This window comes from Natronorubrum halobium, assembly GCF_051351675.1.
Lineage (GTDB): Archaea > Halobacteriota > Halobacteria > Halobacteriales > Natrialbaceae > Natronorubrum.
This window is the reverse complement of record NZ_CP195595.1, coordinates 92,514-116,016: the sequence shown is the minus strand read 5'-3', so window position 1 is coordinate 116,016 and position 23,503 is coordinate 92,514. Positions and strand designations below refer to the sequence as shown.

Sequence of the window (23,503 nt, the reverse complement as noted above, 5' to 3'; positions counted from 1 at the left end):
CATATATAGCGATGCGGTACTGGTCGCTGCCCGAACCGGTTCGAGGCCGTCCTCGACCCCGTCAACGTCGAGGGTCAGTGGGCGCGTTTCGCGGGTGCCGTTCTCACCCTGACTTAAATCCCACAGCCGAATCCGGCAGTAGAGACTCGAACGGGGAGTCCGAACTATCAGTCGGGATGACTCACAGGACTCTCCTCACCGGTGCGACCGGGACGCTCGGCCGAGCGCTGCAACCCCGACTGCTGGCGGCGGGCCACGAGGTTCGTGCGACGAGTCGGTCCCCACCAGTCGAAACAGACGACGAGGTAGAGTGGGTTGCGATGAACGTCGCGGACGGGACCGGTGTTCGGACGGCCCTCGAGGACGTCGACGTGGTGATCCACGCGGCGACCGCCCCGCGCGGCGACAGCGAGGCCGTCGATGTCCGCGGTACCGAACGGCTCCTCGAGGCGGCCGCCGACGCCGGCGTCGCGAATTTCGTCTACGTCTCGATCGTCGGGATCGACGAGATTCCGTACTCGTACTACGAACACAAACTGGCGGCCGAACGGGCCGTCGAATCGAGCGCCGTTCCATCGACGGTCGTCCGCGCGACCCAGTTCCACTCGTTCGTCTTCGAGCTACTCGAGACGATCTCGTGGCTTCCGATCTGGCCGTTACCGACCGAGTTTCGCCTCCAGCCGATCGACGTCGGCGACGCCGCGGACGTGATCGTCGACTGCGCGACGCTCGAGGCGGCCGGCCGCGTCCCCGACGTCGGCGGCCCGGAGAGACGAACCGTCGGTGACCTCGCTCGAACGTATCGCGACGCGCGGGGGAGTCGCCGGCCCATCGTTCGCGTTCCGATTCCGGGTGCGGTCGCGTCCGGATTCCGGTCGGGCGGAGCGACCTGCCCGGATCGAACCGTCGGATCGGTGACGTGGGAGGAGTGGCTGGCGTCGAAGGGGAGATAGTCGCCACGAACGTGCACGGCACTCGAGCGGTACCGAACATCATCGACCGTATGAATGCGGTACGTGGGCAAGGAACACGGTTAAGCGCGGCTGGCAGCTACCTCTTCCGATGACGACGTTGAACGAGGAGATGGCAACCGTTCGGTCGGAGGTCGAAGACGTCCGCGAGTACCTCAGAGCGGAGGTGCCGACGCTCTTCGACTTCGACGTCACGGTGGGAAACATCTCCTACAACACGAACAGTGACAGCGTCTCCGTGACCGTCGAACCGAGCTCTCGAGCGCGGGAACAGATCTCGGAACAACTCGGCGGCGTGAACGTGAAGACGGACGGCCAACTCGAGTTCGAGTTCAGAGTCACGAAGACTGATAGCGAGTAAGCCGTCAGCAAAACGGTCGCGTCCGTCGAACGGCTGTCGGATACGAGGAAGAGTTGCGGGCGATCCCGCTCAGTCGGCCGCGAGTTTATCGAGGCCTGCCGACTCGATGTCCTCGCCGCCGACCGACGAGCGCAGCGAGTCCATCCCGTCGTCGCGGTCGATATCGAAATCGTTCTCGTACAACTCTTCGACGCGAGTCATCTCCCCGTCGGAGAGTTTCGGAACGTCGCTCGCGGCCGCCCACTCGTCGATGTCGCCTTTCGTGCGGAAGGTCGGCGTGACGGACGCGACCGGCTCGTGGGAGAGGAGCCACGCGATGGAGGCCTGTCCCATCGTCCGCTCGCCGTCGCGCTCTCGCGGGCTCTGCCCGCTCGAGTTATTCGCGGACCGTGGCTCCGCGTGCTCCAGAAACCGCAACGCCTCGAGTTTCTCCCAGCCGGTCTCGTACCACTCGTCGGGACGGAAGCCGCGGTGGTCGCCCTCGCCGAGTTCGGTCTCGGGCGTCACCTGCTCGTTGAGGATGCCCGAGGAGTGCGGGACGCGGGGGATGAGACTCGTCGACGACCCCGTTCGCTCGATCGTCTCGAGGAAGTGGTCGCCGACCTCCTGCTCGAGGACGTTCCAGACGAGTTGCAGGGAGTCGAACTCCTCCTCGATCGCGAGGTCGCCCTCGGCGAGCCAGCCGATCGAGGGGCCGAGCGCGAGGCCGCGCGCCCGAATCAGGCCGTCCTCCTCGAGTTCGTCGAGCAGTTCGAGCACGTCGGGGGTGATCTCCTCGACGTCGGCGTTGTGCAGTTGGAGCACGTCGATCCGCTCGACGTCGAGTCGCTCGAGGCTCTGTTCGACGGCGTCCCGGAGGTAGTCGGGGTCCATCTCCTTGGGCAACTCGCCGTGACCGGCTTGGGGATTGTTGTAGAAGTCGTAGCCGACCTTGGTGGCGAGGGTCACCTCGTCGCGGACGTCCGAAATCGCTTGGCCGATGAGTTCCTCGCTGCGGCCGTGGCCGTAGACGTCGCCCGTATCGATGTACGTGACTCCCTGCTCGACGGCGTACTGGACCATCTCGAGGGCGTCGTCTTCGGAGCGGTCGCCCCACCAGTCGGTGCCGACGACCCACGCGCCGAAGCCGACTTCGCTGACCTCGACGCCGGAGTCGCCGAGTTCTTGGTATTGCATGTTCGCCCCTTGGAAGCGAGGGAACTTATTGCGTGCGGAACGCGCCGCAGACGGGGACGGGAACGTGTTCGGTATCGGTCTCGGCCGCCGGAACGCGTTTGGTATCAGTTCCGGCGGACGGCATCACCGCGTCGGGTTCGGGTCCGCGAGGCGAACGACTCATGACCGGTGGCTCCCGATATTCGGTATGGACGACCAGCGGTCTCGACGGCTCGCGCACCCGGCACTATTGCTCGCGGTAGCGATCGTCTCGCTCGGGAGCGTCGCCGTTCTCGCCGCCCTGACCGTCCACGAGTTCGACCTCGCGGCGTCGCTGACCCTGGGTCCACGTCGGATCACTATCGGAACCGTCCTCGCGGGTGCGCTGCTCGTCGTCGGTACCATCGCACTCCCCGCATACATCCTCTCCGGCTGGCAGTCGGCAGGGGAGGACGCTGCCCGGGACCGAAGGCCGTGAGTACAGCGCTCGGACCGCACCGTTACCCCTCTCGAAACGCCAGCACGCGCTCCGCCGGTCGGTCGGTCGACATCGCGTCGCTCCAGGTGGGTTCGACCGACCGGCGACGGTCGTCGACGCACTCGAGCGGTTCGAACAGTTCCGCGTACGTCTCGAGCGAGCGCGGCCAGATGTGATCGTCGGCGGGCGGGCGGACGCGCTCACAGCAGACGACGAGTCCGCCGGGTGCGAGCACGCGCCGGAGCTCCGAGACGGCCTCGCCGATCCGTTCCGGCGGGACGTGTTGCAGAACGGTCCACGTCACCACCAGATCGAACGCGTCGTCGGGGACCGGCAGCGACTCCGCACGGCCGCGAGCGAACGCGACGTTCACGTCTCCGGCAGTGACGGTGCCACCAGTGGGGTCTCCATCGGTGCGTCCGTACTGGACGACCGCACGCTCGAGCGCCCGTCGATCCGGTTCGACGGCCACGTGGCGCTCGGATCGCATCGCGATCCACGGCGTCAATCGGCCGTAGCCACAGCCGACCTCGAGCGAACGGGTCGGCGTCTCCTCGAGGTGATCGTCACAGATGGTCCAGAGTCCGGTCACCTCGTGAAAGAGGTTCGAGGCGAACTCGGCTCTGGTTCGCGCGCTCGCGGCGAAGCCGCCGGGTTCGAACAGCACGAGGTCGTCGCGTCTGCGCCACTCCGGCCCCCAGCGGTCGGACGGGACGAGCAGCCCCCACAGATAGCGAGGGATCTTGTCCGGTCGATTGAGGCCGCGTCTGAGCAGTCCCAGTAGGTTCGACATAGCGGTCTCGAGAACAGTCGGAACGGTCGGGTTCCGCCGGATTCGGATGCGAGTTCGAGATCGAACGCGGATTACCGATCGTCGTCTTCGTCGTCCTCGTCCGGGTCGACCTTCATGTCCGCGGCGTCCTCTTCGATCCCCTCGTCCGCGTCGGCGTTCGTCTCGTCGTCCGTCGAATCCGCGTCCTCGTCCGGTTCGACTTTCATGTCCGAGGCGTCCTCCTCGGGCGTCTCCTCGGGTTCGGTCGCGTCGGTCTGAGACGGCTGGGCCTGTTCGGGGTCGGGCCCCGTCGCCTCGCTGGCCTCTTCGGCCATCGCCGTATCGGAGACGTCGATCTCGACCGGCTCGTCGTTGTCGTCGTCGGTATTGCGACGGGGATCCTCCTCGTCACCGACGTGTTCGGGCTTCGTTCGCGGCTCGTCCTGCTCCGCATCGTCGGTGAACTCGATCCGCGATCCCGTCTCTCCCTCGTCGCCGAGCTGTGCCGATTCGTGGATATCGCCGCTGGTATCGATCTGAGACGTCCGCCCGGAGTCGTTGCGTTCGGCCGCGGCGCTGGCCTGATCGGACGTCTCCTTCCCCTCGGTACCGCCCTCGATTTCCGCCGTGTCCGGCTCGAACGTGGTTGCCTCGGTCGAGCGACGGTTTCGAAGGCCGTAGCTGAGCAGCCCCGCGCCGACGGCTCCCGCGGGAATCGCTCGGAACTGCCCCCGTTTGAGCGACCGGAGGGCAGACAGGAGCAACACCCCGCCGCCGAGCAACGGCAGCAACACGCGCTGCGGGTTGTCGACGACCGAAGTGACCGTCTCGACCGGGTTCTCTACGTCGTACTCCTCGAGTTTCTCCGTCGGAATCTCCGCCGCCAGGTCGGAGTCGTGTTCCTCAGACATGCATTGTAATCGTTCGCGCACGCTGCGCTCGGAGGGAGTACTCCGTCCGGACGGTTGAAGTTTGGACCGGCACCTGAACACTCATTGAAGGCCGGGCGGAACTGCGTCCGGCAAATCGCCGGGCCGTTACCACTCGAACCGCTCCGGATCGCGCGCCGCGAGCGCCGTCCGGACCGCGGCGACGTTCTCCGGCACGTCGTGGACGCGGACGATATCCGCGCCGCGGTCGGCCGCGATCGCGCTCGCCGCGACAGTCGCCGGACCGCGGTCGCCGGCCGCGGAGCCGACGTGATCGAACATCGACTTGTGGGAGTGGCCGAACAGGACCGGACAGCCGAGCGCGCGGAACTCGTCGAGGCGACCGAGGATCTCGAAGCTCTCGCGGGCGGACTTGGCGAACCCGATTCCGGGATCGACGACGATATCGTCGCGATCGATCCCGGCCTTCTCGGCCAGCAGGATGCGTTCGGAGAGCTGGTCGATCACGTCCTCGACGACGTCGTCGTACTCGATATTCCGATTCGGGACGACCGGCGCGTCGATACTGTGCATCACGACGAGCCCCGCGTCGTGGTCGGCCACGACGAAGCGCATCTCGGGATCCTCGAGCCCCGAGACGTCGTTGATGACGTCCGCACCGGCCTCGAGTGCGGGCGCCGCGACGGCGGCCTTGCGGGTGTCGACGGAGATGTGGACGTCGAGATCCGCGATCCGTTCGATCACGGGGACGACGCGGTCGATCTCCTCCTCGACGGAGACGGGATCGGCGCCGGGACGGGTCGACTCGCCGCCGACGTCGATCACGTCGACGCCGGCCTCGATCATCGCCTCGGCCCGGGCGAGGGCGTCCTCGAGCGCGTCGTACTCGCCGCCGTCGTGGAAGCTGTCCGGCGTGACGTTCAGGATCCCCATCACGGCGGTGCGGTCGTGCCAGGGAAACCGGTCGTCGCCGTGTTTCCCAGTCGGATCCGGCACCCGTGAGTCCGAGTCCATCGAGTCTGAACCCCCCGAGTCCGCATCGGTCGAAGCCCCGTCGCTCGGCCCTATCCCGCTCGAGTCCGCGGCTCTCGCGTCGAGTTCGAGGGTCTCCCGGATCTCTCGAGCGACGTCCGCCAGCCCGCTCGAGTGGCCGCCCGCGTCCGATTCGAGAGTCGCGACGAGACGCTCGAACTGCGTGACGGTTCCCATCAGGACGGCCTCGACCGCTTCGGTGTTCTGCTGGAGGCCGGAGAGGGCGCACTCGCCGCCGAGGCGCACCAGTTCCGTTTCCAACGCGGTCGCCTGACGGGACTCGACCGTCAGTTTGACCACGCGGTGGACCGCGTCGGCCCGCGATCGGTGGCCGTCGGCCTCGGGAACGTTCGCTCTCGCGAGCGCGTCGCGGGCGTCCGCGAGGTTCCGAATCCGTTTCGGCACGCCCGCGGCGGTCCAGCGCGAGCGGGCCTCCGCGACGGCGAACAGCGACCCGGTCACGAGCACGCAGTCGTCGCTTCCGGCGTCGGCGAGTGCGGTCTCGAGGGCGTCCTGAACGCTCTCGCTCGTCCGAACGTCGTCGACGCCGGCGTCCGCGAACACCGTCGCGAGGACGTCCCGATCCTCGGCCCGATCGAGTGACGGTTCCGCGACGAGTACCGAATCGGGCGTCGGCAGCGTCGCGGCCATCTCGCGGTGGTCCTTGTCGTGCATCGCCCCGAAGACGAGGTGGAGGTCGTCGTACGCGTACGTCGAGAGGGTCTCCGCGAGTTGCTCGCAGGCACCGGGGTTGTGCGCGCCGTCCAGAACCACCAGTGGCTCCGTGTCGATCACCTCGAAGCGGCCCGGCCAGTGGGCGCTTCGCAGCCCTCGTGCGAGGTCGTCGTCCGAGATGTCGGTCACCTGCCGCGCGAGGACGGCGGCGATCCCGGCGTTTTCGGCCTGATGCGCGCCCGGAAGGGGGATCCGCGCCTCGAGGTGCCAGTCGCCGTGCTCGATGGCGACGGCGGTTTCGGTGTGGTTCGCCCGCCCCCCGTACTCGACGCTGACGTCGGGGCCGCCCTCGCTATCCTGTGCCGCGGGCGCCGTACCGACGGTCACCACGTCGCCCGCCACCTCGCGGATCGCCTCGAGTGCGTCCCCGGAGACGCCGGTCACCAGCGGCGCGTCGGCCGGGGCGACGTGGGCCTTGTCACGGGCGATCTCTTCTTCCGTATCGCCCAGGATACCCGTGTGCTCGAGCGTGACGCTCGTCACCGCGCTCGCGACCGGATCGACGACGCTCGTGGCGTCGTACTTGCCGCCGATGCCGACCTCGAGGACGGCCACGTCGACGTCCTCGCGGCCGAAGTGCCAGACGGCCATCGCGGTCATCGTCTCGAAGAACGTCGGCGAGTCGCCGTCGGCCCCGCGCTCGGTGATGTACTCGCGGACGGCCTCGACGTACCCGCGGACCGCCGACCGGGGAATCTTGCGACCGTCGACGCGGATTCGCTCGCGCAGATCCTCGAGGTGGGGCGAGGTGTAGAGCCCGACCGAGAGCCCGGCCTCTCGAAGGCTCCGCTCGACCATCCGCGCCGTACTCCCCTTGCCGTTGGAGCCGGCAATCTGGACGAAATCGACGTCCTCGTGGGGGTTCTCGAGGTGGGCGAGCAGCCGCGCCGTCGACTCCGTCCCCGGTTTCGGGCGGAACCGCCGCAGATCGAATAAAAAGTTCGCCGCCTCGTGATACTCCATACCCGAACCACAGAGTCCGCGCGCTTAGGAATGTCGGACTGGCATCGTCTTCTCTCGCGGGTTCCGTTTCCGTCGCTCCGTCACCGTGTCCGGTCGCTCGGCCGTCCGGCCTCCTTCGATAGGAGGTGAAAAATCCCGCTAACTGCGGAGAAAGTATTTATCCGATACGTGAGGCTGTGTTGATATGAATCGTCGAACGATTCTCGTCGGCGCTGGACTCTCCGTCACTGCGTCCCTCGGTGGCTGTCTCGACGAACAGACGGCCGACGACGAAGGTCCAGGGACTGACGTCGACACAGACGACGGAATTGGGGGTGCCGACGACGGCGAAGACGACGGAACTGAGAGTACCGACGACGGTACGGACCGTGGCGACGAAAACGAAGACGAGGAGACCGTCGAAGAGAATCCACGGATCACCGAGCCGTCCCACGATATCGAGCGGCCGGACTCACCCGAGGACCCGCACGATCCGGACGATCCGTTCGATCCGGAGGACAACGACTGGAACGAGGAGTACCTCGGCGACCAGATGGCGACCGAGCCGTCGCTCGAGTTCGAGCCACTCTCCACACCCGCCGTCACGATACGGGATACTATGTTCGGCGTCGACGCAGAACCGAGCGACGAGGCGTATCGAGTTCGCCTGGTAGGTGACGAAAACGAGTACGAATCGGTGTTCGACGACGAAGACGCGGACGACGAGACGCGCGATCGGCTACGGGCCGTCGATTTCGACGAATCCGTGCTGGTGCTCGTCGAGTCCGGCTTCGGCTCCGGCTCGATCGGCCACCGCTGGGCCCGCGTCGAGGATGACGACGGTATCGCGCAACTCCACGGCTACTACACCGACCCGTACGTACTGACTTCCGATCTGACCACCCGGACCTCCGTTATCGAACTCGAACGGCCGTCCGGCGGTCTCGAGCTCGCTCGCGTGAGCCTGACCGTCGGCGAGAATCGACGGGTCCACGTCAACTCGACCGAGGGAGTCGTCACGCTCGAGGAGTGAGACGGATACGACCGTCACTCCATCGACGGCTCGACGGTATCGTCCTCGGGAGCCGACGCCTCCTGCGTGACCTCGAGGAACGCCTCCTCGAGACTGCGCACCTCGCCGGTCTCGGCGCGGGATTTCAGGGTCTCCGGGTCGCCCTGTGCGACCAGTTCGCCGTCGTGAAGCACGCCGATCTCGTCCGCCAGTTCGTCGACGACGGGGAGGATGTGCGTCGAGAGGAAGATGGTCATCTCCCGATCCGCGAGGTCGGCGATAGTCTCCCGCATGGTCCGGGCGGCGCGGGGGTCCAGCCCGCTCGTCGGCTCGTCGAGGAAGGCGACGGCGGGTTCGTGCAGGACCGCCTGAATGACGCCGACCTTCTGGCGCATCCCCTTCGAGTAGCCCTCGATCCGCCTGTCGGCGTCCTCGAGGAGGTCGAACCGCTCGAGCATCGACTCGATGCGTTCGGTGGCGTCGGCCTCGGGCAGGTCCCGGAGACCGGCAGCGTACTCGAGTTGCTCGCGACCCGTCAACTCGTCGTAGATCGGCGGCTCCTCGGGCAGGTAGCCGATGTAGGGCGTGACGGCCTCGCGGTCGGTGATCAAGTGGCCGGCGACCCGGGCCGTCCCCGAGGTCGGTTTCGTGAGCGTCGTCAGCATCCGCATCGTCGTCGTCTTTCCCGCGCCGTTGGGCCCGAGAAAGCCGTACACAGTCCCCGGATCGACGGTCATCGTCAGCCCGGCGACGGCGGTCGTCTCGCTGTACCGTTTCGTGAGGGCCTCGGTTTCGATCGCGGGGGCGTCGGCGGGGCTCATACCGTCTCGTTTCGTCGCAGTTGATGTAAATGTGTGACATATCCGACGTGCTCGGGACTCGAGCGAGCGCGCCGGGAGCCGTCGCTCGGATGTCAAGGAATCCGAACGATTTACTGCTCCCGCCACGCGATATCGACTATGGCCCCTGCACTGACGCGCGTCCGCGAGATACCGCTCGCTCCGCGATTCGACGGTGGTCGTCGCTGATGTCGCGCGTTCCCCTCCTCGTCGCCAGGATGGAGTTCCGGCGCACGGTCCGGGCGGTGTCGAACGAGCGATCGAAGCTGTTCATGATGGGACTGCTCGCGGTGGTCATGTTCGGGTCGATCGTCGTCGCCGGCGGCTACCTCCTGCCGCTGCTCGGCGAACAGTTCGCGGACGGCGTCACGCAGTCGGAGGCTACCGTGGTGACGGAACTCGTCACGGGCGGTGTCGCCGTCAGCTGGCTGTTTCTGGTCTTCATGGCGGGGATCCGGGCGTTCACCGCGGCCGCGACCGTCGACAAATCCGCCTTTCTGCTCACCTCGACGCCGCTCCGGAACGTCGCGATCGGCGTCGTCGGCGCGGAGATCCTCCTGTTCGGTGCCTGGTTGTTCCCCCCGGCGATCGTTCTCTCGGCTGCGTTCGCCTCCGGGGCCGGGACGATTCTCCCGGTCTTGCTCGTGCCGCTCGTCGTCGCGCTCGCCCTCCTCACCGCCGTCCCCGTCGGCTTCGTGATCGGCGTCTGGATCCGACACCTGGTCACCGTCTACGAACCCATCGCCCGGTACCGAATGGTGATCTTCATCGCGTTCTGGGTGCTCTACTTCGGGGCGATCGCCACGGGTCGGTTCAATCTGGTTATCGACCAGCTGTTCGTCGCCCTCCAGGACAGTCCGCTGGGCTGGACCGGCCACCTCCTGCTGATGGCCGTTCCCAACGTCGACGCCTCGAGCGGCAGTGCCCTCGCGGCGCTCGCCGGTGCGGCGATCCTCAGTACCGCCGCGTTCGCCGTCGGCATCGCCTCCGCGCGACGACACTGGTTCGCCGACCCGGCGCGATTCGAGGAGGCCGACGCGTCGGCGACGGACTCGACGGATCGACTCTCGGGGCTCCTCTCGTACGGCCTCTCGCGACCGGTTCGGACGGTGGCGACGACCGCGATTCGGCGGACGAAACGGGCCCCGATTCGACTGGTGTACGTCGGCTACCCGCTGCTGGGCTCGATCGCGTTCGTCCAGGAGATCGCCCGCACCGGCACGGTGCCGACACACGTCGCCGTGATCCTCTCGGTGTACGTCGTCTGGGCCGCCGGCGCGCTGTTCACGCTCAACCCGCTGGGTGACCTCGGCCGGGCGCTGCCCACCGTGGTCGCCTCACCGCTCGCCGGCCGGCAGGCGATTACGGGACTGGTCGTCGCCGGCGCGCTCGTCGCCGGCCCGGTCGCCTTCCTCGTCTCGCTCACCCTCGGCGTGGTCAGTCCGCTCTCGCTCGAGCACACCGCTGCGCTGGTCGTCGCCACCACCGTCGGCGCGGTCGCGACGCCGGCGCTCGCGACCGGGGTCGGCGCTGCCTTCCCCCGATACGGCAGCGTCAAGGTGACGAACAACCGCGAGGCGGTGATGCCGAGCAAGACCGCCTTCATCGTCTACTCGGCCGTGATCGTCCTCTCGGCGATCGCCGCCGCCGTCCTCTACGTCGACGCGCCCGTGCTGATCGCCGACCTGCTCACGGCGGTGACGGCGTGGACGCCCGGGCCCGAACTGGCGGTCTCCGCCCGCGGCATCACAATCTCCGCGTGGACCGTGCTCGTCGTCGGGCTCCTCGCACCCCCCGTCTCGTATCTGTTCGCGATCGAGGAGTTCGACTGGTACACGCTCGAGTGAGCGCCGATACCGGGCAATCCGACCGCCGTCTATCGCGATGATCACCGGCTGTCGGCTCCGACCGCTGATTTTCGATGCAGACCACGGAACCGTTCGGTAACAGAGAAACTCGGTACGCATCAGAAACGACGGGTGCACTCGACGGATCGGTCCGTCGAACGCGGGTCACGAAGTGCCGGCGTGACTCGCCCGATATTACTCCGCTTTACCCCACTCGCCGGACCGCTTGGGGCGGTCGGTGATCGACTGGACGTCGATCGGTTCGGCCTTGGCCTCGAGCGCCTCGAGCGCGGCCGACGCGCTGGCGGGCGTCGAGAAGTAGGTGATCTCCTCCTCGACGGCGACCTCGAGTAAGTCGCGGTCCCGCGAGACGATGAGATCGACTTTGCCTTCGCGGACGGCTTGCGGAAGATCGACCTCCTCGCAGAGGTCGAAGTGGTCGGTGAAGCCGTCGACCAGCGCCTCGCCCGCTTCCGTTTCCGGATCCGGGAACTTGTCCGCCGAGAGGTCGACGATGGCGGTTCCCGACTCGGGGATCGGCTTGCCGGTCGCGTCCTGTGCCTTGTCGTAGGCCTTGCCGAAGGTGTCGGCGCTGCCCATGACTTCGCCCGTAGATTTCATCTCCGGGCCGAGACGCGGATCCGAGCCCGGCAGGCGGTCGAACGGCAGGACGACCTCCTTGATCGACGTCTGTTCGGGGATCTGCTCGTCGATCTCGAGGTCCGCGAGCGAGGTGCCGGCCATGACCTTCGCGGCGATTTTGGCGATCGGAACGCCGGTGGCCTTCGAGATAAACGGAACGGTACGGGAGGAGCGCGGGTTCGCCTCGAGGACGTAGACTTCACCAGCGTCGGACTCGTCCGAGTCCGACGAGCCATCCGGGCTACGCCCGGAGACACCGCGAACGGCGAGCTGGACGTTCAGCAGCCCCACGGTGTCGAGCGCATCCGCGATATCTTCGGTGACTTCGCGGACGCGGGCCAGCGTGTCGTCGTCGAGCGAGCGCGGCGGGATCATACAGGCCGAGTCACCGGAGTGGACCCCGGCGGCCTCGACGTGTTCCATGATGCCGCCGATCAGGACGTCCTCGCCGTCGGAAACGGCGTCGACGTCGAGCTCGACCGCGTCCTCGAGGAAGTCGTCGACGAGGATCGGTTTCTCCGGGCTCACGCGGACGGCTTCTTCGATGTACTTCTCGAGTTCCTCGTCGTCGTAGACGACCTCCATCGCGCGGCCGCCCAGCACGTAGGAGGGGCGCACGAGGACGGGGTAGCCGATGTCGTGGGCGAGTTCGAGCGCCTCCGTCTTGGAGAAGGCGGTCCCGCCCTCGGGCTGGGCGATCCCCATCTCGTCCATCAGGGCGTTGAAGCGGTCGCGGTCCTCCGCGAGGTCCATCGCTTCGACGCTGGTTCCCATGACCGAGCAGTCGAGGCCGCGGCGGTCGATCTCGTCCTGCAGCGGTTCGCCGATGTTGACCGAGGTCTGGCCGCCGAACTGGACCATCACGCCGTCGGCGCCGGTCGCCTCGGCGACGTCGGCGACCTCCTCGGCGGTAATGGGCTCGAAGAACAGCCCGTCGGAGGTGTCGTAGTCCGTCGAGACCGTCTCGGGGTTGTTGTTGACGACGTGGGCGTCGATACCCATGTCGCGCAGCGCCTGCACCGCGTGGACCGAACAGTAGTCGAACTCGACGCCCTGCCCGATGCGGATCGGGCCGCCGCCGACGACGATCACGCTCTCGAGGTCGAGGTCGACCTCGAGTTCGCCCGAGGCGGCCTCGCCCACCAGCGGGCCGGACTCGAACTCGTTCTTGCGTGAGGAGTAGTAGTACGGCGTCTCGGCCTCGAACTCGCCGGCGCAGGTGTCGACCTGCTTGTAGGTGCGACCCGGCACCTGCTGCTCGACGGTATCGACGTCCGCGCCGGCAGCCGACGCGATGGTCGCGTTGGTGTGGCCGGCGATCGCGGCTTCGGTGAAGTCACCCTCCTGTGCGGCCAGCGTCGAGTCGGCGATGCGCTTGAAGCGCTCGGCGTACCACTCGAAGATGCCGGACAGTTCGACGACTTCGTCGACGGCGTAGCCGCGCTCGTAGGCCTCGAACATGGCGTACGGGCGGTCCGGGGAGGGGCGCTCGAGGTAGCGTTCCTCGAGTTTCTCGTCCGAAACGTCGGCCCAGTCGACGTCGGGCTCGTACTCGGAGGAACGAAGCGCCTTCAACAGGCTCTCCTCGAAGGTGCGGCCGATGGCCATCGCCTCGCCGGTCGACTTCATCGCCGTGGTGAGTTCGAAGTCGACGTCGTCGAACTTGTCCTTGGGCCAGCGCGGAACTTTCGTGACGACGTAGTCGATCGCGGGCTCGAACGCTGCGGTCGTCTGGCCCGTGATCTCGTTGGTAATCTCGTGGAGGCGCTTGCCGAGGGCGACCTTCGCGGTGACGCGAGCGATCGGGTAGCCCGTCGCCTTCGAGGCGAGCGCGGAGGAGCGGGAGACGCGGGGGTTGACCTCGACGACGCGGTACTGGCCGCCGGGGGTGCCGTCGTCGCGCCAGGCGAACTGGATGTTACAGCCGCCCTGGATACCGAGTTCGCGGATGACGTCGAGGGCCGCGGTGCGCATCTCCTGGTGACCCTCGTCGGGAACCAGCTGGGATGGGGTGACGACCGTCGACTCCCCGGTGTGGATGCCCATCGGGTCGATGTTCTCCATGTTACAGATGATGATACAGGAGTCGTCGGCGTCGCGCATGACCTCGTACTCGTACTCGACCCAGCCGGCGATCGATTCCGTGATGAGGACCTCGCTGTTCCGCGAGAGGCGCAGTCCCTTGCGGACGCGGGCGAGGAGTTCGTCCATCTCCTCGACGACGCCAGAGCCGGAGCCGCCGAGCGTGTACGTCGTACGCGCGATGACCGGGAGTCCGCCGACTTCCTCGACGGCGGCCTCGACGCGCTCGCGGACGTCCTCGTCGCTGAGTTCGGTGACCGACTCGCCCTCCTCGAGCGAGATCGTCGTCGACTTGGGGACCGGCTGACCGATCTTCTCCATGCGCTGGCGGAAGAGGTCGCGGTCCTCCGTGGCGTAGATCGTGTCCAGCGGGGTCCCCATGATCTCGACGTCGTACTCCTCGAGGACGCCTTCCTCGGCCAGTTCGGCGGTGACGTTGAGCCCGGTCTGGCCGCCGAGGCCGGCGATGACGCCGTCGGGCCGTTCCTTGCGGATAATCTCGGCGATGGCGTCGGTCGTGATCGGCTCGATGTAGACCTCGTCGGCCATCTCCGGATCGGTCATGATCGTCGCGGGGTTCGAGTTGACGAGCACGACGCGAGCGCCTTCCTCCTGAAGCGCCCGACAGGCCTGTGCACCGGAGTAGTCGAACTCGGCTGCCTGTCCGATCTGGATCGGCCCGCTGCCGATCAACAGGATCGTGCGTCCGTCCCCTGTGTCGCCCTCGCCCTGATGGTCCGTACTCATTTTGCTTGTCGGATCGGAGTTCGCACATCGTAATAAGCCCCACGATACAGTACGAATCTCGAAATCGATTTTCGAATTTCGAACTGTAACGCCGATCTATCGGCACGCAAACCGGAGTTGCCGGGAGAGCGCGTCGGAAACGGCCGAACGTCTTATCAGGACGCCGTTAGTGGTGGAAGACGACGAAATGTCTGAGTTCGGGAGTTGCAGCGAAGCGGCAGTAGATCCCCTTCTCTACCTCGATCCGGACCGCACGGATCGGGAGCAGACCGTCGGGACGCTCGAGTCGTCGTCGGAGGCCCGTACGGTCGAGCAGGTGACGACTCCGGCGGCCCTCCGCGAGGCGCTCGCCGACGAGACGAGCGCGTACGCGTGTGTCGTCACGGAGTACCGCCTCGAGGAGACGGACGCACTCTCGCTGTACGACGCCCTTCGAGCGGAGGGCCTCGCGACCGTCCCGTTCGTGCTCTACACTGCCGACGGCGACGAGACGCTCGCGAGCGAGGCCATCACGGCCGGGCTGTCGGGATACGTGCCGAAAGGGCGGCGCGACTCGATCGACCGGCTCCGCGACCAGCTTCGATCGGTCCTGGCGACGGACGACAGCCGCGGGGTTGGACTCGATCTCGAGGACACCCGCGACGCCGTCCGCGCACTCGAGTCGTGTTCGACGGTCGAGGAGACGTATCGACTCGCCGTCGACGCCGTCAGTCGGCTCCTCGAGAGCGACGCGAGTGCGGTGTTCGTCGAACGCGACGATCCCGACACGAGTCGGATCAGCGCAGACGTCGCACCCGCCGCAGTCACCGGTACGAACGCTGTAACGCCAGCCTTTCACGAATCCGTCTGTGAGGGACTGGCCGAGCAGGCTCTTCGGACCGACAGGACCGGCGTGATCGATCCGACGTCGTACGCCGGCGGTGACGAGCCGTCCGCGGCCGACGTTCGCTCGGTCGTGAGCGTTCCCGTCAACGACGACACCGTCCTCCAGACGATTTCGACGACGCCGGACGCGTTCGACGGCCGCGCAGTCAGCATCGTCAAACTCGTCGCCGCGACCGTCGCCTCGACGGTCACGCGGATTCAGTCGGAGCGGGAATTCCGAGACGAGCGCGACCGGTTCGCCGCGCTGTTCGAGAGCGTTCCCGACGCCGTGTTGCTGCTGAACCGCGCCGATACCGTCCGCGTCGTCGCCGTCAATCCGGCGTTCGAGGAGCTATTCGGATACGATCGCGAGACGCTCGACGAACGCGGCATCGACGAACTGCTCACCCCGGCCGGGAGCGAGGAGATCGACGTCTACGAGTCGGTCGGACTCGAGACCGTCGTCACGGCCGAGGTCGAGCGATGCACAGCCGACGGTCCCAGCGACTTCCTCTTTCGCGGCTTTGCAACCGAGATCGCCGGCGAACTCCACGAGTACGCGATCTACACGGACACCACCGAACGGAAACGCCGGGAGCGGACACTCGAGCGATACCGGACCCTCGTCGAGACCGTCAGCGACTCGATGTACGTCCTCGACGCGTCGGGACGCGTCGAGATCGTCAACGAGGCGATGGCCGACTACTTCGGCGAACCCCGCGACGAGATCGTCGGCGAGCACGTCACCGAGTTCATCTCCGAGGACGAACTCGAGGAACGATGGGAACTCCTCGAGGCGATTCAGTCGAGCGACGACCGGCGGAGCGGGACCATCGAAAAGACCGTCGAATCGGCCGACGGAACGACCATCCATATCGAGGACAACATCGCGCCGGTGCTCGACGACGACGGACGGTTGCGAGGAAGCGTCGGCGCGATACGCGACGTCACGGCCAGAACGGAACACGAGCGCCGCATTCGACTGTTGCACGACGGAACACGGCGGCTGATGGCCGCGACGGGACGCGACGAGATCGCGCACATCGTGACCGACATCGCCAGCAACGCGCTCGATCTCGACCTCAATTCGGTGTTTCTCTACGACGACGACCTCACGACGCGATCGGCGTCAGACCCGTCGAACGCGCGCGCAGACGGTGGACCGGGTTCCGACGCCGGGGCGGCGTCTGTCGACGAGAAACGCGACGGACTCGTCCCCGCAGCGATGAGCGAGCGCGCCATCGAACTGTTCGGAAACGTCGGATTCATCGAATCCGGCGGCGGTATCGCCTGGGACGCCTACGAGGCGGGCGAAGCGATCGTCCACGGCGACGTCCGTCGCGCACCGAACGTTCGCAACTCCGAGACGCCGGTCCGCAGCGAAGCCCACGTTCCCCTCGGGGAGCACGGCATTTTTATCGTGAGTTCGCTCGAGGCCAACGACCTGGATCCGGAGGCGCTGACGCTCGCCAGGATCCTCGCCGCCAACGCCGAGGCCGCCCTCGATCGCGCCGCCCGCGAGTGCGAACTCGCCGATCGAAGCCGCGAACTCGAGCGCCAGAACGATCGCCTCGAGGCGTTCGCCAGCACGGTCTCTCACGACCTCCGGAACCCGCTCACGCTCGCGTCGGGCCACCTCGAGAACCTCGAGGGGCACGTCGACGAAGACGGCGAGCGGCACCTCGCGGAGATCGAGTGGGCGCTCGACCGGATGGACGAACTCGTCGAGAACGTGCTCACGCTGGCCCGGAGCGGCCAGCGACTGACCGAGACGGCGTCGGTCGACCTCGACGCCGTCCTCGACCGGGCACACCGCACGGTCGATCCCGCGCTCGAGGTGGTCCGTGAGAACCCGTTGCCGACGGTCGACGGCGACGAGACCCGACTCCGTGCCCTCTTCGAGAACGCCCTGCGTAACGCCCGCGAACACGTCGGCGAAGACGTGACGGTCACGGTCACCGCGACTGCGGACGGATTCGCGATCGAGGACAACGGACCGGGACTCCCGTCCGACGGACGCGAGGCGATTCTCGAGTGGGGGTACAGTACGGCAACGGACGGGACCGGGTTCGGACTGGCGATCGTCTCCGAGGTCGCCGAGGCCCACGGCTGGTCGATCGCGCTCGAAGAGAGTGCGACGGGTGGATTTCGGCTGGCCGTCTCGATCGGCCCGTAGCGGTATCGTCCCGGTTGATTCAGCCCGCGATATCGTTATCGCTAACAGGTTCGTCGGTGATAACGGACCCAATCTATTTCTCCGTACTGGCAAAAGAGGGGCCATGAAACCGACCGGCGAATCACCACGTGCGGACGCCCGGCCGGATCGGATCCGTGTTTTGCACGTGGACGACGACCCGGCGTTTGCAGCGCAGATTGCCGAGGGCCTCGAGCGGGAAGACGATCGGTTCGAGACGACCACCGCGACGACCGCACGGGAGGGACTCGCGTATCTCGAGGCCCACGAGATCGACTGCCTCGTCTCGGAGTACGACGTGGCGGACATGGACGGACTCGCGTTGTTGGAACGCGTTCGCGGGCGAGACGAACGCATGCCGTTCATCCTGTGTACCGACTCGGGATCCGAGGCGCTCGCCAGCGACGCGATCAGGGCGGGTGTCACGGACTACGTTCAGAAAGCGAGCGAGACCAGCCAGTTTCCGGTGCTCGCCAACCGAATCGTCAACGCAGTCGAGACGGCTCGTACCCGGCGCCACCACGAACGCCAGCGTCGCGCGATCGAAACCGCACAGGAAGGGATCAGTCTGCTCGATCCGGACGGCACGTTCGTCTCCGTGAACCAGTCGTACGCCGATTGCTTCGGCTACGATCCAGCAGCGCTGATCGGGGAGCACTGGGAGATTCTGTACACCGACGAGGATGCCGCGACCGTACGCGAGGAGGTGCTCCCGACCGTGAGAGCGGAGGGCTACTGGCACGACGAGACCACCGGGGTCCGGGCGGACGGCAGCCTGATCGTCGTCGATCACACGCTCTCGACGACGGATCACGACGAACTCATCTGTACGCTGCGAGACGTCACGGACCGCAAAAATCGCGATCGCGACCTGGAACGATACGAAACGATCATCGAAGCGCTCGGCGATCCCGTCTACACGGTCGATTCGGACGGCCGCTACGCGTTCGTCAACGATGCGTACGCCGAAATAACCGGCTACGCGAAAGCCGAACTCGTCGGGCACCCCATCTCGTTTCTGCTCGACGAACCGTCCGTCGAGCGCGGGACGGACGTCATTCGGGAACTCTTATCCAGCGCGTCGGAAACGACCCAGCAGACCTACGAGATCACCGTCAAAACGAAAGACGGGGCTCGAATCCAGTGTGAGGACAACGTCTCGTTGCTCCCGCTCGAAGACGGCGAGTACCGCGGTGCCGCCGGGGTCGTCCGGAACATCACCGCTCGGAAGGAACGCGAACGGGAACTCGAGCAGTACGAGACGATCCTCGAGACGATTCCCGACGAAGTGTACGCGTTGGATGCCGACGGTCGGTTCACCAAAGTCGTCCCGCCGATCGACTCCGATCGGACGGTTTCGGGCTACAAACCCGACGAACTGATCGGCGAACACGTCTCGGTCGTCCTCGACGACGACGATATCGCCGGCGGTGAAGCGCGAATTCAGCGTCTGTTGCGTAACGATCGCGACCGAGCGTCGTACGAGCTGTCCGTCCTGACGAAAAGCGGCGACTGGGTGCCGAACGAAAACCACCTCGCGCTCCTCCCGATGGACGACGACGAGTTCCGAGGAACCGTCGGCGTCCTCCGCGATATTACCGAGCGCGTGGAGCGCGAACGGACGCTAAAGCAACAGAACGAACGGCTGGAGTCGTTCGCCAACGTCGTCTCTCACGACCTTCGAAACCCGTTGAACGTCGCCCGGGGCCAACTCGAGTTGGCGCGGGAGTCCCGCGACGACGACCGCCTCGAGACCGTCGCCGAGGCACACGAGCGGATGCAGGGACTGATCGACGACATTCTAACGCTCGCACGCGAGGAGAAACCGATCACGGAGCTCGAATCGATCGATCTCGCGGCGTTTACCAGACGGTGCTGGCGACACGTCGACACGGACGCCGCCGTACTCGAGACGGAGACGGATTCCGCCGTCCGGGTCGATAAACGACGGTTCAAACGGCTGCTGGAGAATCTGATTCGGAACGCCGTCGAGCACGGCTCAGCGAGCCCCGACTCGCAAGCTCGTCGGGACGCTGTCGAACACGGTTCGACGAGCAGTCGGCGCACTTCCCGCGCTGACGACAGCGCGGAACACGGCTCCACGAGCAGTCGACCACAGACCGATGACAGCGTCGAACACGGCTTTACGAGCCCTGCTTCGCAGGCTCAGCGGGACGACGGAAGACGCGACGTACCGTCCTCGGTCGCTGATGCTTCCGAGCACGGCTCGACGAGCGCCGATCAACGAGGTCGACACGCACCTAACGGGGGTGACCCCGTCGACGGTGCCGTCACCCTCACCGTCGGCGATCTGCCCGACGGGACGGGCTTTTTCGTCGAGGACGACGGACCCGGCATACCGGCCGAGGAGCGTGACCGAGTGTTCGAAAGCGGCTACTCGACGTCGGCCGAGGGCACCGGGTTCGGACTCGCAATCGTCGGCCGGATCGCCGAGGCTCACGGTTGGACGGTCGACGTTACCGATAGCGACACCGGCGGCGCACGGTTCGAGTTCCGCGGCGTCGACGGCTGTCGCTGACAGTTGCTGGCTCATTCCATGTACTCGCCGACTCATCGCCCTTACAGCGCGTGGTCGTGTTCGCTCTCGAAATCGCGCTGTCGCCGGTACTGCTCGACGAACTCGCTCACGTCGAACTCGAGCATCTGCGACTCGAAGTCGGTGACGGCGTCGCCGTCTTCGGCGTGACTGATCGCGTGATCCATGAGTTCCACGACGAGTTCGACGATAATCTCGTGGAGTCGGCGGGAGTCGAAGTCGGTCACCCACAGCATCGCGTAGCCGACGGCACCGTCGTCGCTCGCGTCGTCGGTGACGACCTTCTCGGGGAACTCCTCCATGACGACGCCCAGCAGGTGGGGCGTGCCGAACTCCTCGAACTCGTCGGCGGGTTCGATCGTCTCCTGCAGAATCGCGACGAGCGACTCGGGGAAAAAGCGAGAGGGCGGATGGACGTCGGTGACGACCGCGTGAGTGTCGCCGCAACTGCAGGTATACTCGCGCATTCCGAGGTCGATCTCGTGCGGATCGAGGGTCTTCCCGCAGGGAAGTTCGAGGGTTCGATCGCCGCCGGAACCCGGTACGCGGGGCTCTGCCATTGGGCGTGTTTCGGCCGGGTCGGGCATAAGCGCGACGACTCGAGAAGGCGAAAACCGGTCGTTCCGACCGACAGTCGATCGGTCGCAGATGGGCGCCGAATTCAGGGCCAGTCGTCGCGGACCGGCTCGGCGTCGTCCTCCTCGTCGTCGACGCTCGAGGCGACGATCCAGTCGGCCGCCTCTGCGGCGTCCTCGACGGCGAGGAACTCCCAGCCGACCTCGTCGGCGAGCTGTTCGTCTTCCTCGCCCGAGCCGATCAGGACGTAGCGGTCGGTGTCGAACTGGTCTTTGACACCTTCCAGACTCTCGGCTTTCCCGCGCGGGCCGGAGAAGAAGTCCTGTCGGATACGGTTCTTGCGCGTGAAGTTCGTCACCACGTAGGTGGGCTTCTCGGAGACGACGCCGATGTACTCGGTCCAGCCCCTGGCGTCTTCGAAGACGCTCTCGGGCGACGCGAGTTCTTTCAGCGCCTCGAGTTCGAACGCCAGGGTCATGTCGCTACCGCCGTTCATACGGTATCGAAGACGCGCACGGGGGAAAACGGCTTCGATACTTCCGACTAACTGGGGGACGGTGGACGACGACACGACGCTAGTCATCGATCGGACAGAAGTCATCGAAGGGCTTCGAACGGTAGTCCGAAACTGCTCAATCGAACGCCGTCGAGACGGGTATCGAGTATCGGTTTTCGTACCTGTAACGATATGCACAGGACAAGGCGTTACCGACCGGACCACGTGCGGTGGCGCGCGCTGAGCCGCGGCGAACGGACAGTGAGCCGCGGTTCATAGCCGTGTGAGGGATGAGCGAGCGGAGCGCGGCGCTACGCGCCGCGGCAAGGCGAATAGCGCGGGACCAACGGTCCCGCGAACCATGCGAACGGCGGCTTTGCCGCCGTGAGCAGACGGCGCGAGCCGTGAGTCTGCGCGAGCGAATCGGTTGGGGAGGACGTGGCACTCACCACTGCCAGCAATTGCAGAACACTCGTTTTCCCGATCTCTGAGCTACACAGAGCGTTCAATAAGCATCTGTAATGCACGGCACGTTCGCTAGACTGACTATCTGACGAGGCGGATGTCGCGGATTCGTCCCGATCGGTACGTCCGTATCAGGCGCGGGTGACGCGGTAGTTCTCGGTAAAGACGATGACTTCACCCAGTTCGAGGTCGACGTCGGCCTCCGGAATCGATCGACCGTCCGTCAGCGCCTCGTAAAACGAGTCCAGTGTCTCCGTGTCGAGTTGATCAACGTGACGGACGGTCGCGTCCGCCGTAACTGACTCGACTCGCTCGAGGTGTAGCGATCGCTGGAGGAGGTCGCTGGATTCCATGTTCATTGTTACCAAATCACTTGCTGCTACTTAACCGTTGCGGACGAACCGACGCGCGGGCTGTCAGGACGACGATCGAAGCCCCGCGGACGATACCGACGTACGACTGGGCGGACTGGATCAGGAAAAGTCGACGGCGTCGATCGACCGCTATCGGTCGTCGCTACTGCTCTTGTTCCGGCGCGAGGTTGTCGAGGTCGACCTGCTTCTCGAGGAGTACCTCGGCCTGGTCGGCGACGACGCGCTGGTTTCGCATGAGCTGTTTGAACTTGCTCTGTGGCGAGAGGTCGCCGATGAGGACGCCGCCGACGATCTTGCCGTCCTTGAACGCGACGCGGCGCCACTCGGTGTCGCTGTACTTGCGCTCGGCGTGCTCGTCACCGAGTGTTGGATGGCCGAAGGAGAGGAACGGGAATTCGAAGTGGGTGATCGAGTACGAGGAGACCCACTGGAACTCCTCTTCCTCGGCGTCGGCCGCCATGTTCACCGCGGCGACGCGGCCCTGCTCCTTGGCCGATCCCCACGACCCGTTCTGGGCCTGCTCGCCCAGCAGGACATCGTAGAAGCGCGTGATGTCGCCGGCCGCGTAGACGTCGTCGAGGTTCGTCTGCATGTACTCGTCGACGAGGATTCCGTTGTTCTGCTCGAGGCCGGCTCCACGGAGGAACTCGGTGTTGAACGTCAGCCCGATGGCGACGCCGGCGAAGTCACACTCGTAGCGGTCACCGTTCGGGTCGACGGCGGCGGAGACGTATCCGTCGTCGTCGGTTTCGAAATGGTCGACGCCGCTGTCGAAGACGGGTTCGACGCCGACGCTTCGCATCCCTTCGTGCATGATCTCGGCGCCGTCCGCCGAGAGCGCGTAGCGCCACCACCGATCGCCACGCATCAGGTACTTGCCCTCGACACCCTGGGATCCGCAGACGGCTGCGAAGTCGATTCCGAGGAGACCGGCACCGACGACGACGGCCTTCTCGGCCGCTTCGGCGCTCTCGCGGATCCGTCGTGCGTCCTGGAACGTCCAGAAGTGGTGGATCCCGTCGGCATCGCTGTTGTCGACCGGCAGCTGGGTCGGCGTCCCGCCGGTCGCGACCAGCAGCTTGTCGTACGGGATGTCCCCACTGTCGTGGGTGTGAACGACGTTCGCGTCGGTGTCGACGCTCGTCACGTGCGTATCGAGCGACAGATCGATCTCGCGTTCCTCGTACCACTCTTCCTCGTGAATCGAGATGGGGGCTTCGGGGAGCTTCCCTTTGGCGTGTTCCTTGATGAGAATCCGGTTGTACAGTGGCTCCCCCTCATCGGTGATGACGGTAATCTTCGCGTCCGGGTCTTCTTCCCGGAGGGTCTCGGCAGCCGAACTGCCAGAGATCCCGTCACCGATGATCACGTACTGGGTCATATTCGGAACGTTCGTAATGCGGGTTAAAGTGGGTTGCTATCTCGTCTATTTCGCCCAGCAGGCGGACCGACCGCAACGATTGTACATTACA

At 66.0% G+C, this 23,503-nt stretch carries 18 protein-coding genes; 7 read left to right on the top strand and 11 right to left on the bottom strand.

The genetic code is table 11. The features are described 5' to 3' along the window. The first annotated feature begins 176 nt into the window (after nt 1-176). Both ACSFC7_RS00490 and ACSFC7_RS00485 read left to right on the top strand, forming a co-directional pair. Nucleotides 177-953 carry an SDR family oxidoreductase gene (locus ACSFC7_RS00490; RefSeq protein WP_436345760.1) on the top strand — a complete coding sequence of 259 codons (777 nt, stop codon included), beginning with the start codon at nt 177-179 and terminating at the stop codon, nt 951-953. A 109-nt stretch (nt 954-1,062) separates the two neighbouring features. Further along, entirely contained in the window at nt 1,063-1,332 is a 270-nt protein-coding gene (locus ACSFC7_RS00485) for a hypothetical protein (protein ID WP_436345758.1), read from the top strand. Nucleotides 1,333-1,401: 69 nt separating this feature from the next. Here the strand turns inward: ACSFC7_RS00485 and ACSFC7_RS00480 are convergent, their stop codons facing one another. Then, nucleotides 1,402-2,508 (bottom strand): aldo/keto reductase, encoded by a 1,107-nt coding sequence (locus tag ACSFC7_RS00480; protein WP_436345756.1) that lies wholly within the window; start codon nt 2,506-2,508, stop codon nt 1,402-1,404. A gap of 25 nt (nt 2,509-2,533) precedes the next feature. Continuing rightward, the gene (locus ACSFC7_RS00475) at nt 2,534-2,671 is read right to left on the bottom strand and encodes a hypothetical protein (RefSeq protein ID WP_436345755.1); all 138 of its coding nucleotides are present in this window, start codon (nt 2,669-2,671) and stop codon (nt 2,534-2,536) included. A gap of 24 nt (nt 2,672-2,695) precedes the next feature. Between ACSFC7_RS00475 and ACSFC7_RS00470 the strand changes: the two genes are divergently transcribed. Then, nucleotides 2,696-2,965: a hypothetical protein gene (locus ACSFC7_RS00470; protein WP_436345753.1), complete on the top strand. Its 270-nt coding sequence runs from the start codon at nt 2,696-2,698 to the stop codon at nt 2,963-2,965. 22 nt (nt 2,966-2,987) lie between these two features. Here ACSFC7_RS00470 and ACSFC7_RS00465 read toward each other — a convergent pair whose 3' ends face one another. The 3 genes from ACSFC7_RS00465 to folP all read right to left on the bottom strand — a co-directional run bounded on the left by ACSFC7_RS00465 (nt 2,988) and on the right by folP (nt 7,357). Next, the gene (locus tag ACSFC7_RS00465; protein ID WP_436345751.1) at nt 2,988-3,758 is read right to left on the bottom strand and encodes a class I SAM-dependent methyltransferase; all 771 of its coding nucleotides are present in this window, start codon (nt 3,756-3,758) and stop codon (nt 2,988-2,990) included. 71 nt (nt 3,759-3,829) lie between these two features. Beyond that, the gene (locus ACSFC7_RS00460) at nt 3,830-4,648 is read right to left on the bottom strand and encodes a hypothetical protein (protein WP_436345749.1); all 819 of its coding nucleotides are present in this window, start codon (nt 4,646-4,648) and stop codon (nt 3,830-3,832) included. Nucleotides 4,649-4,774: 126 nt separating this feature from the next. Beyond that, nucleotides 4,775-7,357 (bottom strand): dihydropteroate synthase, encoded by a 2,583-nt coding sequence (folP, locus tag ACSFC7_RS00455; RefSeq protein WP_436345747.1) that lies wholly within the window; start codon nt 7,355-7,357, stop codon nt 4,775-4,777. A 184-nt stretch (nt 7,358-7,541) separates the two neighbouring features. Between folP and ACSFC7_RS00450 the strand changes: the two genes are divergently transcribed. Next, complete coding sequence (locus ACSFC7_RS00450; RefSeq protein WP_436345745.1) at nt 7,542-8,369, top strand: hypothetical protein; 828 nt, start codon at nt 7,542-7,544, stop codon at nt 8,367-8,369. A gap of 14 nt (nt 8,370-8,383) precedes the next feature. On the opposite strand, the gene ACSFC7_RS00445 is transcribed toward ACSFC7_RS00450, so the two are convergent. Further along, the gene (locus ACSFC7_RS00445; protein ID WP_436345744.1) at nt 8,384-9,169 is read right to left on the bottom strand and encodes an ABC transporter ATP-binding protein; all 786 of its coding nucleotides are present in this window, start codon (nt 9,167-9,169) and stop codon (nt 8,384-8,386) included. Between the two features lie 206 nt (nt 9,170-9,375). Between ACSFC7_RS00445 and ACSFC7_RS00440 the strand changes: the two genes are divergently transcribed. Beyond that, nucleotides 9,376-11,034: a hypothetical protein gene (locus ACSFC7_RS00440; RefSeq protein WP_436345742.1), complete on the top strand. Its 1,659-nt coding sequence runs from the start codon at nt 9,376-9,378 to the stop codon at nt 11,032-11,034. A gap of 195 nt (nt 11,035-11,229) precedes the next feature. Here ACSFC7_RS00440 and carB read toward each other — a convergent pair whose 3' ends face one another. Beyond that, nucleotides 11,230-14,505, bottom strand: a complete 3,276-nt coding sequence (gene carB / locus ACSFC7_RS00435) for a carbamoyl-phosphate synthase large subunit (protein WP_436345740.1) — start codon at nt 14,503-14,505, stop codon at nt 11,230-11,232. A 187-nt stretch (nt 14,506-14,692) separates the two neighbouring features. On the opposite strand from carB, the gene ACSFC7_RS00430 reads away from it, so the two are divergent. Together ACSFC7_RS00430 and ACSFC7_RS00425 are read left to right on the top strand one after the other, a co-directional pair. Next, complete coding sequence (locus ACSFC7_RS00430; protein WP_436348040.1) at nt 14,693-17,545, top strand: PAS domain S-box protein; 2,853 nt, start codon at nt 14,693-14,695, stop codon at nt 17,543-17,545. Nucleotides 17,546-17,648: 103 nt separating this feature from the next. Beyond that, on the top strand, nt 17,649-20,102 hold the full coding sequence (locus ACSFC7_RS00425; protein ID WP_436345739.1) for a PAS domain S-box protein: 2,454 nt from the start codon (nt 17,649-17,651) through the stop codon (nt 20,100-20,102). Between the two features lie 41 nt (nt 20,103-20,143). On the opposite strand, the gene ACSFC7_RS00420 is transcribed toward ACSFC7_RS00425, so the two are convergent. The 4 genes from ACSFC7_RS00420 to ACSFC7_RS00405 form a co-directional block, all read right to left on the bottom strand. Next, nucleotides 20,144-20,680, bottom strand: a complete 537-nt coding sequence (locus ACSFC7_RS00420) for a DUF5815 family protein (protein WP_436345738.1) — start codon at nt 20,678-20,680, stop codon at nt 20,144-20,146. A gap of 101 nt (nt 20,681-20,781) precedes the next feature. Next, a complete protein-coding gene (locus tag ACSFC7_RS00415) occupies nt 20,782-21,192 on the bottom strand; it encodes a DUF7124 domain-containing protein (protein WP_436345736.1) in 411 nt (136 codons plus the stop codon). A gap of 596 nt (nt 21,193-21,788) precedes the next feature. Next, entirely contained in the window at nt 21,789-22,016 is a 228-nt protein-coding gene (locus ACSFC7_RS00410; RefSeq protein WP_436345734.1) for a hypothetical protein, read from the bottom strand. Between the two features lie 157 nt (nt 22,017-22,173). After that, a complete protein-coding gene (locus ACSFC7_RS00405; RefSeq protein WP_436345732.1) occupies nt 22,174-23,412 on the bottom strand; it encodes an NAD(P)/FAD-dependent oxidoreductase in 1,239 nt (412 codons plus the stop codon). Between the last annotated feature and the right edge of the window lie 91 nt (nt 23,413-23,503).

Bases quoted from the DNA above. Each gene is read 5' to 3' on its own strand.
- ACSFC7_RS00490 (WP_436345760.1), top strand. From the start codon at position 177: ATGACTCACAGGACTCTCCTCACCGGTGCGACCGGGACGCTCGGCCGA.
- ACSFC7_RS00485 (WP_436345758.1), top strand. From the start codon at position 1,063: ATGACGACGTTGAACGAGGAGATGGCAACCGTTCGGTCGGAGGTCGAA.
- ACSFC7_RS00480 (WP_436345756.1), bottom strand. From the start codon at position 2,508: ATGCAATACCAAGAACTCGGCGACTCCGGCGTCGAGGTCAGCGAAGTC.
- ACSFC7_RS00475 (WP_436345755.1), bottom strand. From the start codon at position 2,671: ATGAGTCGTTCGCCTCGCGGACCCGAACCCGACGCGGTGATGCCGTCC.
- ACSFC7_RS00470 (WP_436345753.1), top strand. From the start codon at position 2,696: ATGGACGACCAGCGGTCTCGACGGCTCGCGCACCCGGCACTATTGCTC.
- ACSFC7_RS00465 (WP_436345751.1), bottom strand. From the start codon at position 3,758: ATGTCGAACCTACTGGGACTGCTCAGACGCGGCCTCAATCGACCGGAC.
- ACSFC7_RS00460 (WP_436345749.1), bottom strand. From the start codon at position 4,648: ATGTCTGAGGAACACGACTCCGACCTGGCGGCGGAGATTCCGACGGAG.
- folP (WP_436345747.1), bottom strand. From the start codon at position 7,357: ATGGAGTATCACGAGGCGGCGAACTTTTTATTCGATCTGCGGCGGTTC.
- ACSFC7_RS00450 (WP_436345745.1), top strand. From the start codon at position 7,542: ATGAATCGTCGAACGATTCTCGTCGGCGCTGGACTCTCCGTCACTGCG.
- ACSFC7_RS00445 (WP_436345744.1), bottom strand. From the start codon at position 9,169: ATGAGCCCCGCCGACGCCCCCGCGATCGAAACCGAGGCCCTCACGAAA.
- ACSFC7_RS00440 (WP_436345742.1), top strand. From the start codon at position 9,376: ATGTCGCGCGTTCCCCTCCTCGTCGCCAGGATGGAGTTCCGGCGCACG.
- carB (WP_436345740.1), bottom strand. From the start codon at position 14,505: ATGAGTACGGACCATCAGGGCGAGGGCGACACAGGGGACGGACGCACG.
- ACSFC7_RS00430 (WP_436348040.1), top strand. From the start codon at position 14,693: ATGTCTGAGTTCGGGAGTTGCAGCGAAGCGGCAGTAGATCCCCTTCTC.
- ACSFC7_RS00425 (WP_436345739.1), top strand. From the start codon at position 17,649: ATGAAACCGACCGGCGAATCACCACGTGCGGACGCCCGGCCGGATCGG.
- ACSFC7_RS00420 (WP_436345738.1), bottom strand. From the start codon at position 20,680: ATGGCAGAGCCCCGCGTACCGGGTTCCGGCGGCGATCGAACCCTCGAA.
- ACSFC7_RS00415 (WP_436345736.1), bottom strand. From the start codon at position 21,192: ATGAACGGCGGTAGCGACATGACCCTGGCGTTCGAACTCGAGGCGCTG.
- ACSFC7_RS00410 (WP_436345734.1), bottom strand. From the start codon at position 22,016: ATGAACATGGAATCCAGCGACCTCCTCCAGCGATCGCTACACCTCGAG.
- ACSFC7_RS00405 (WP_436345732.1), bottom strand. From the start codon at position 23,412: ATGACCCAGTACGTGATCATCGGTGACGGGATCTCTGGCAGTTCGGCT.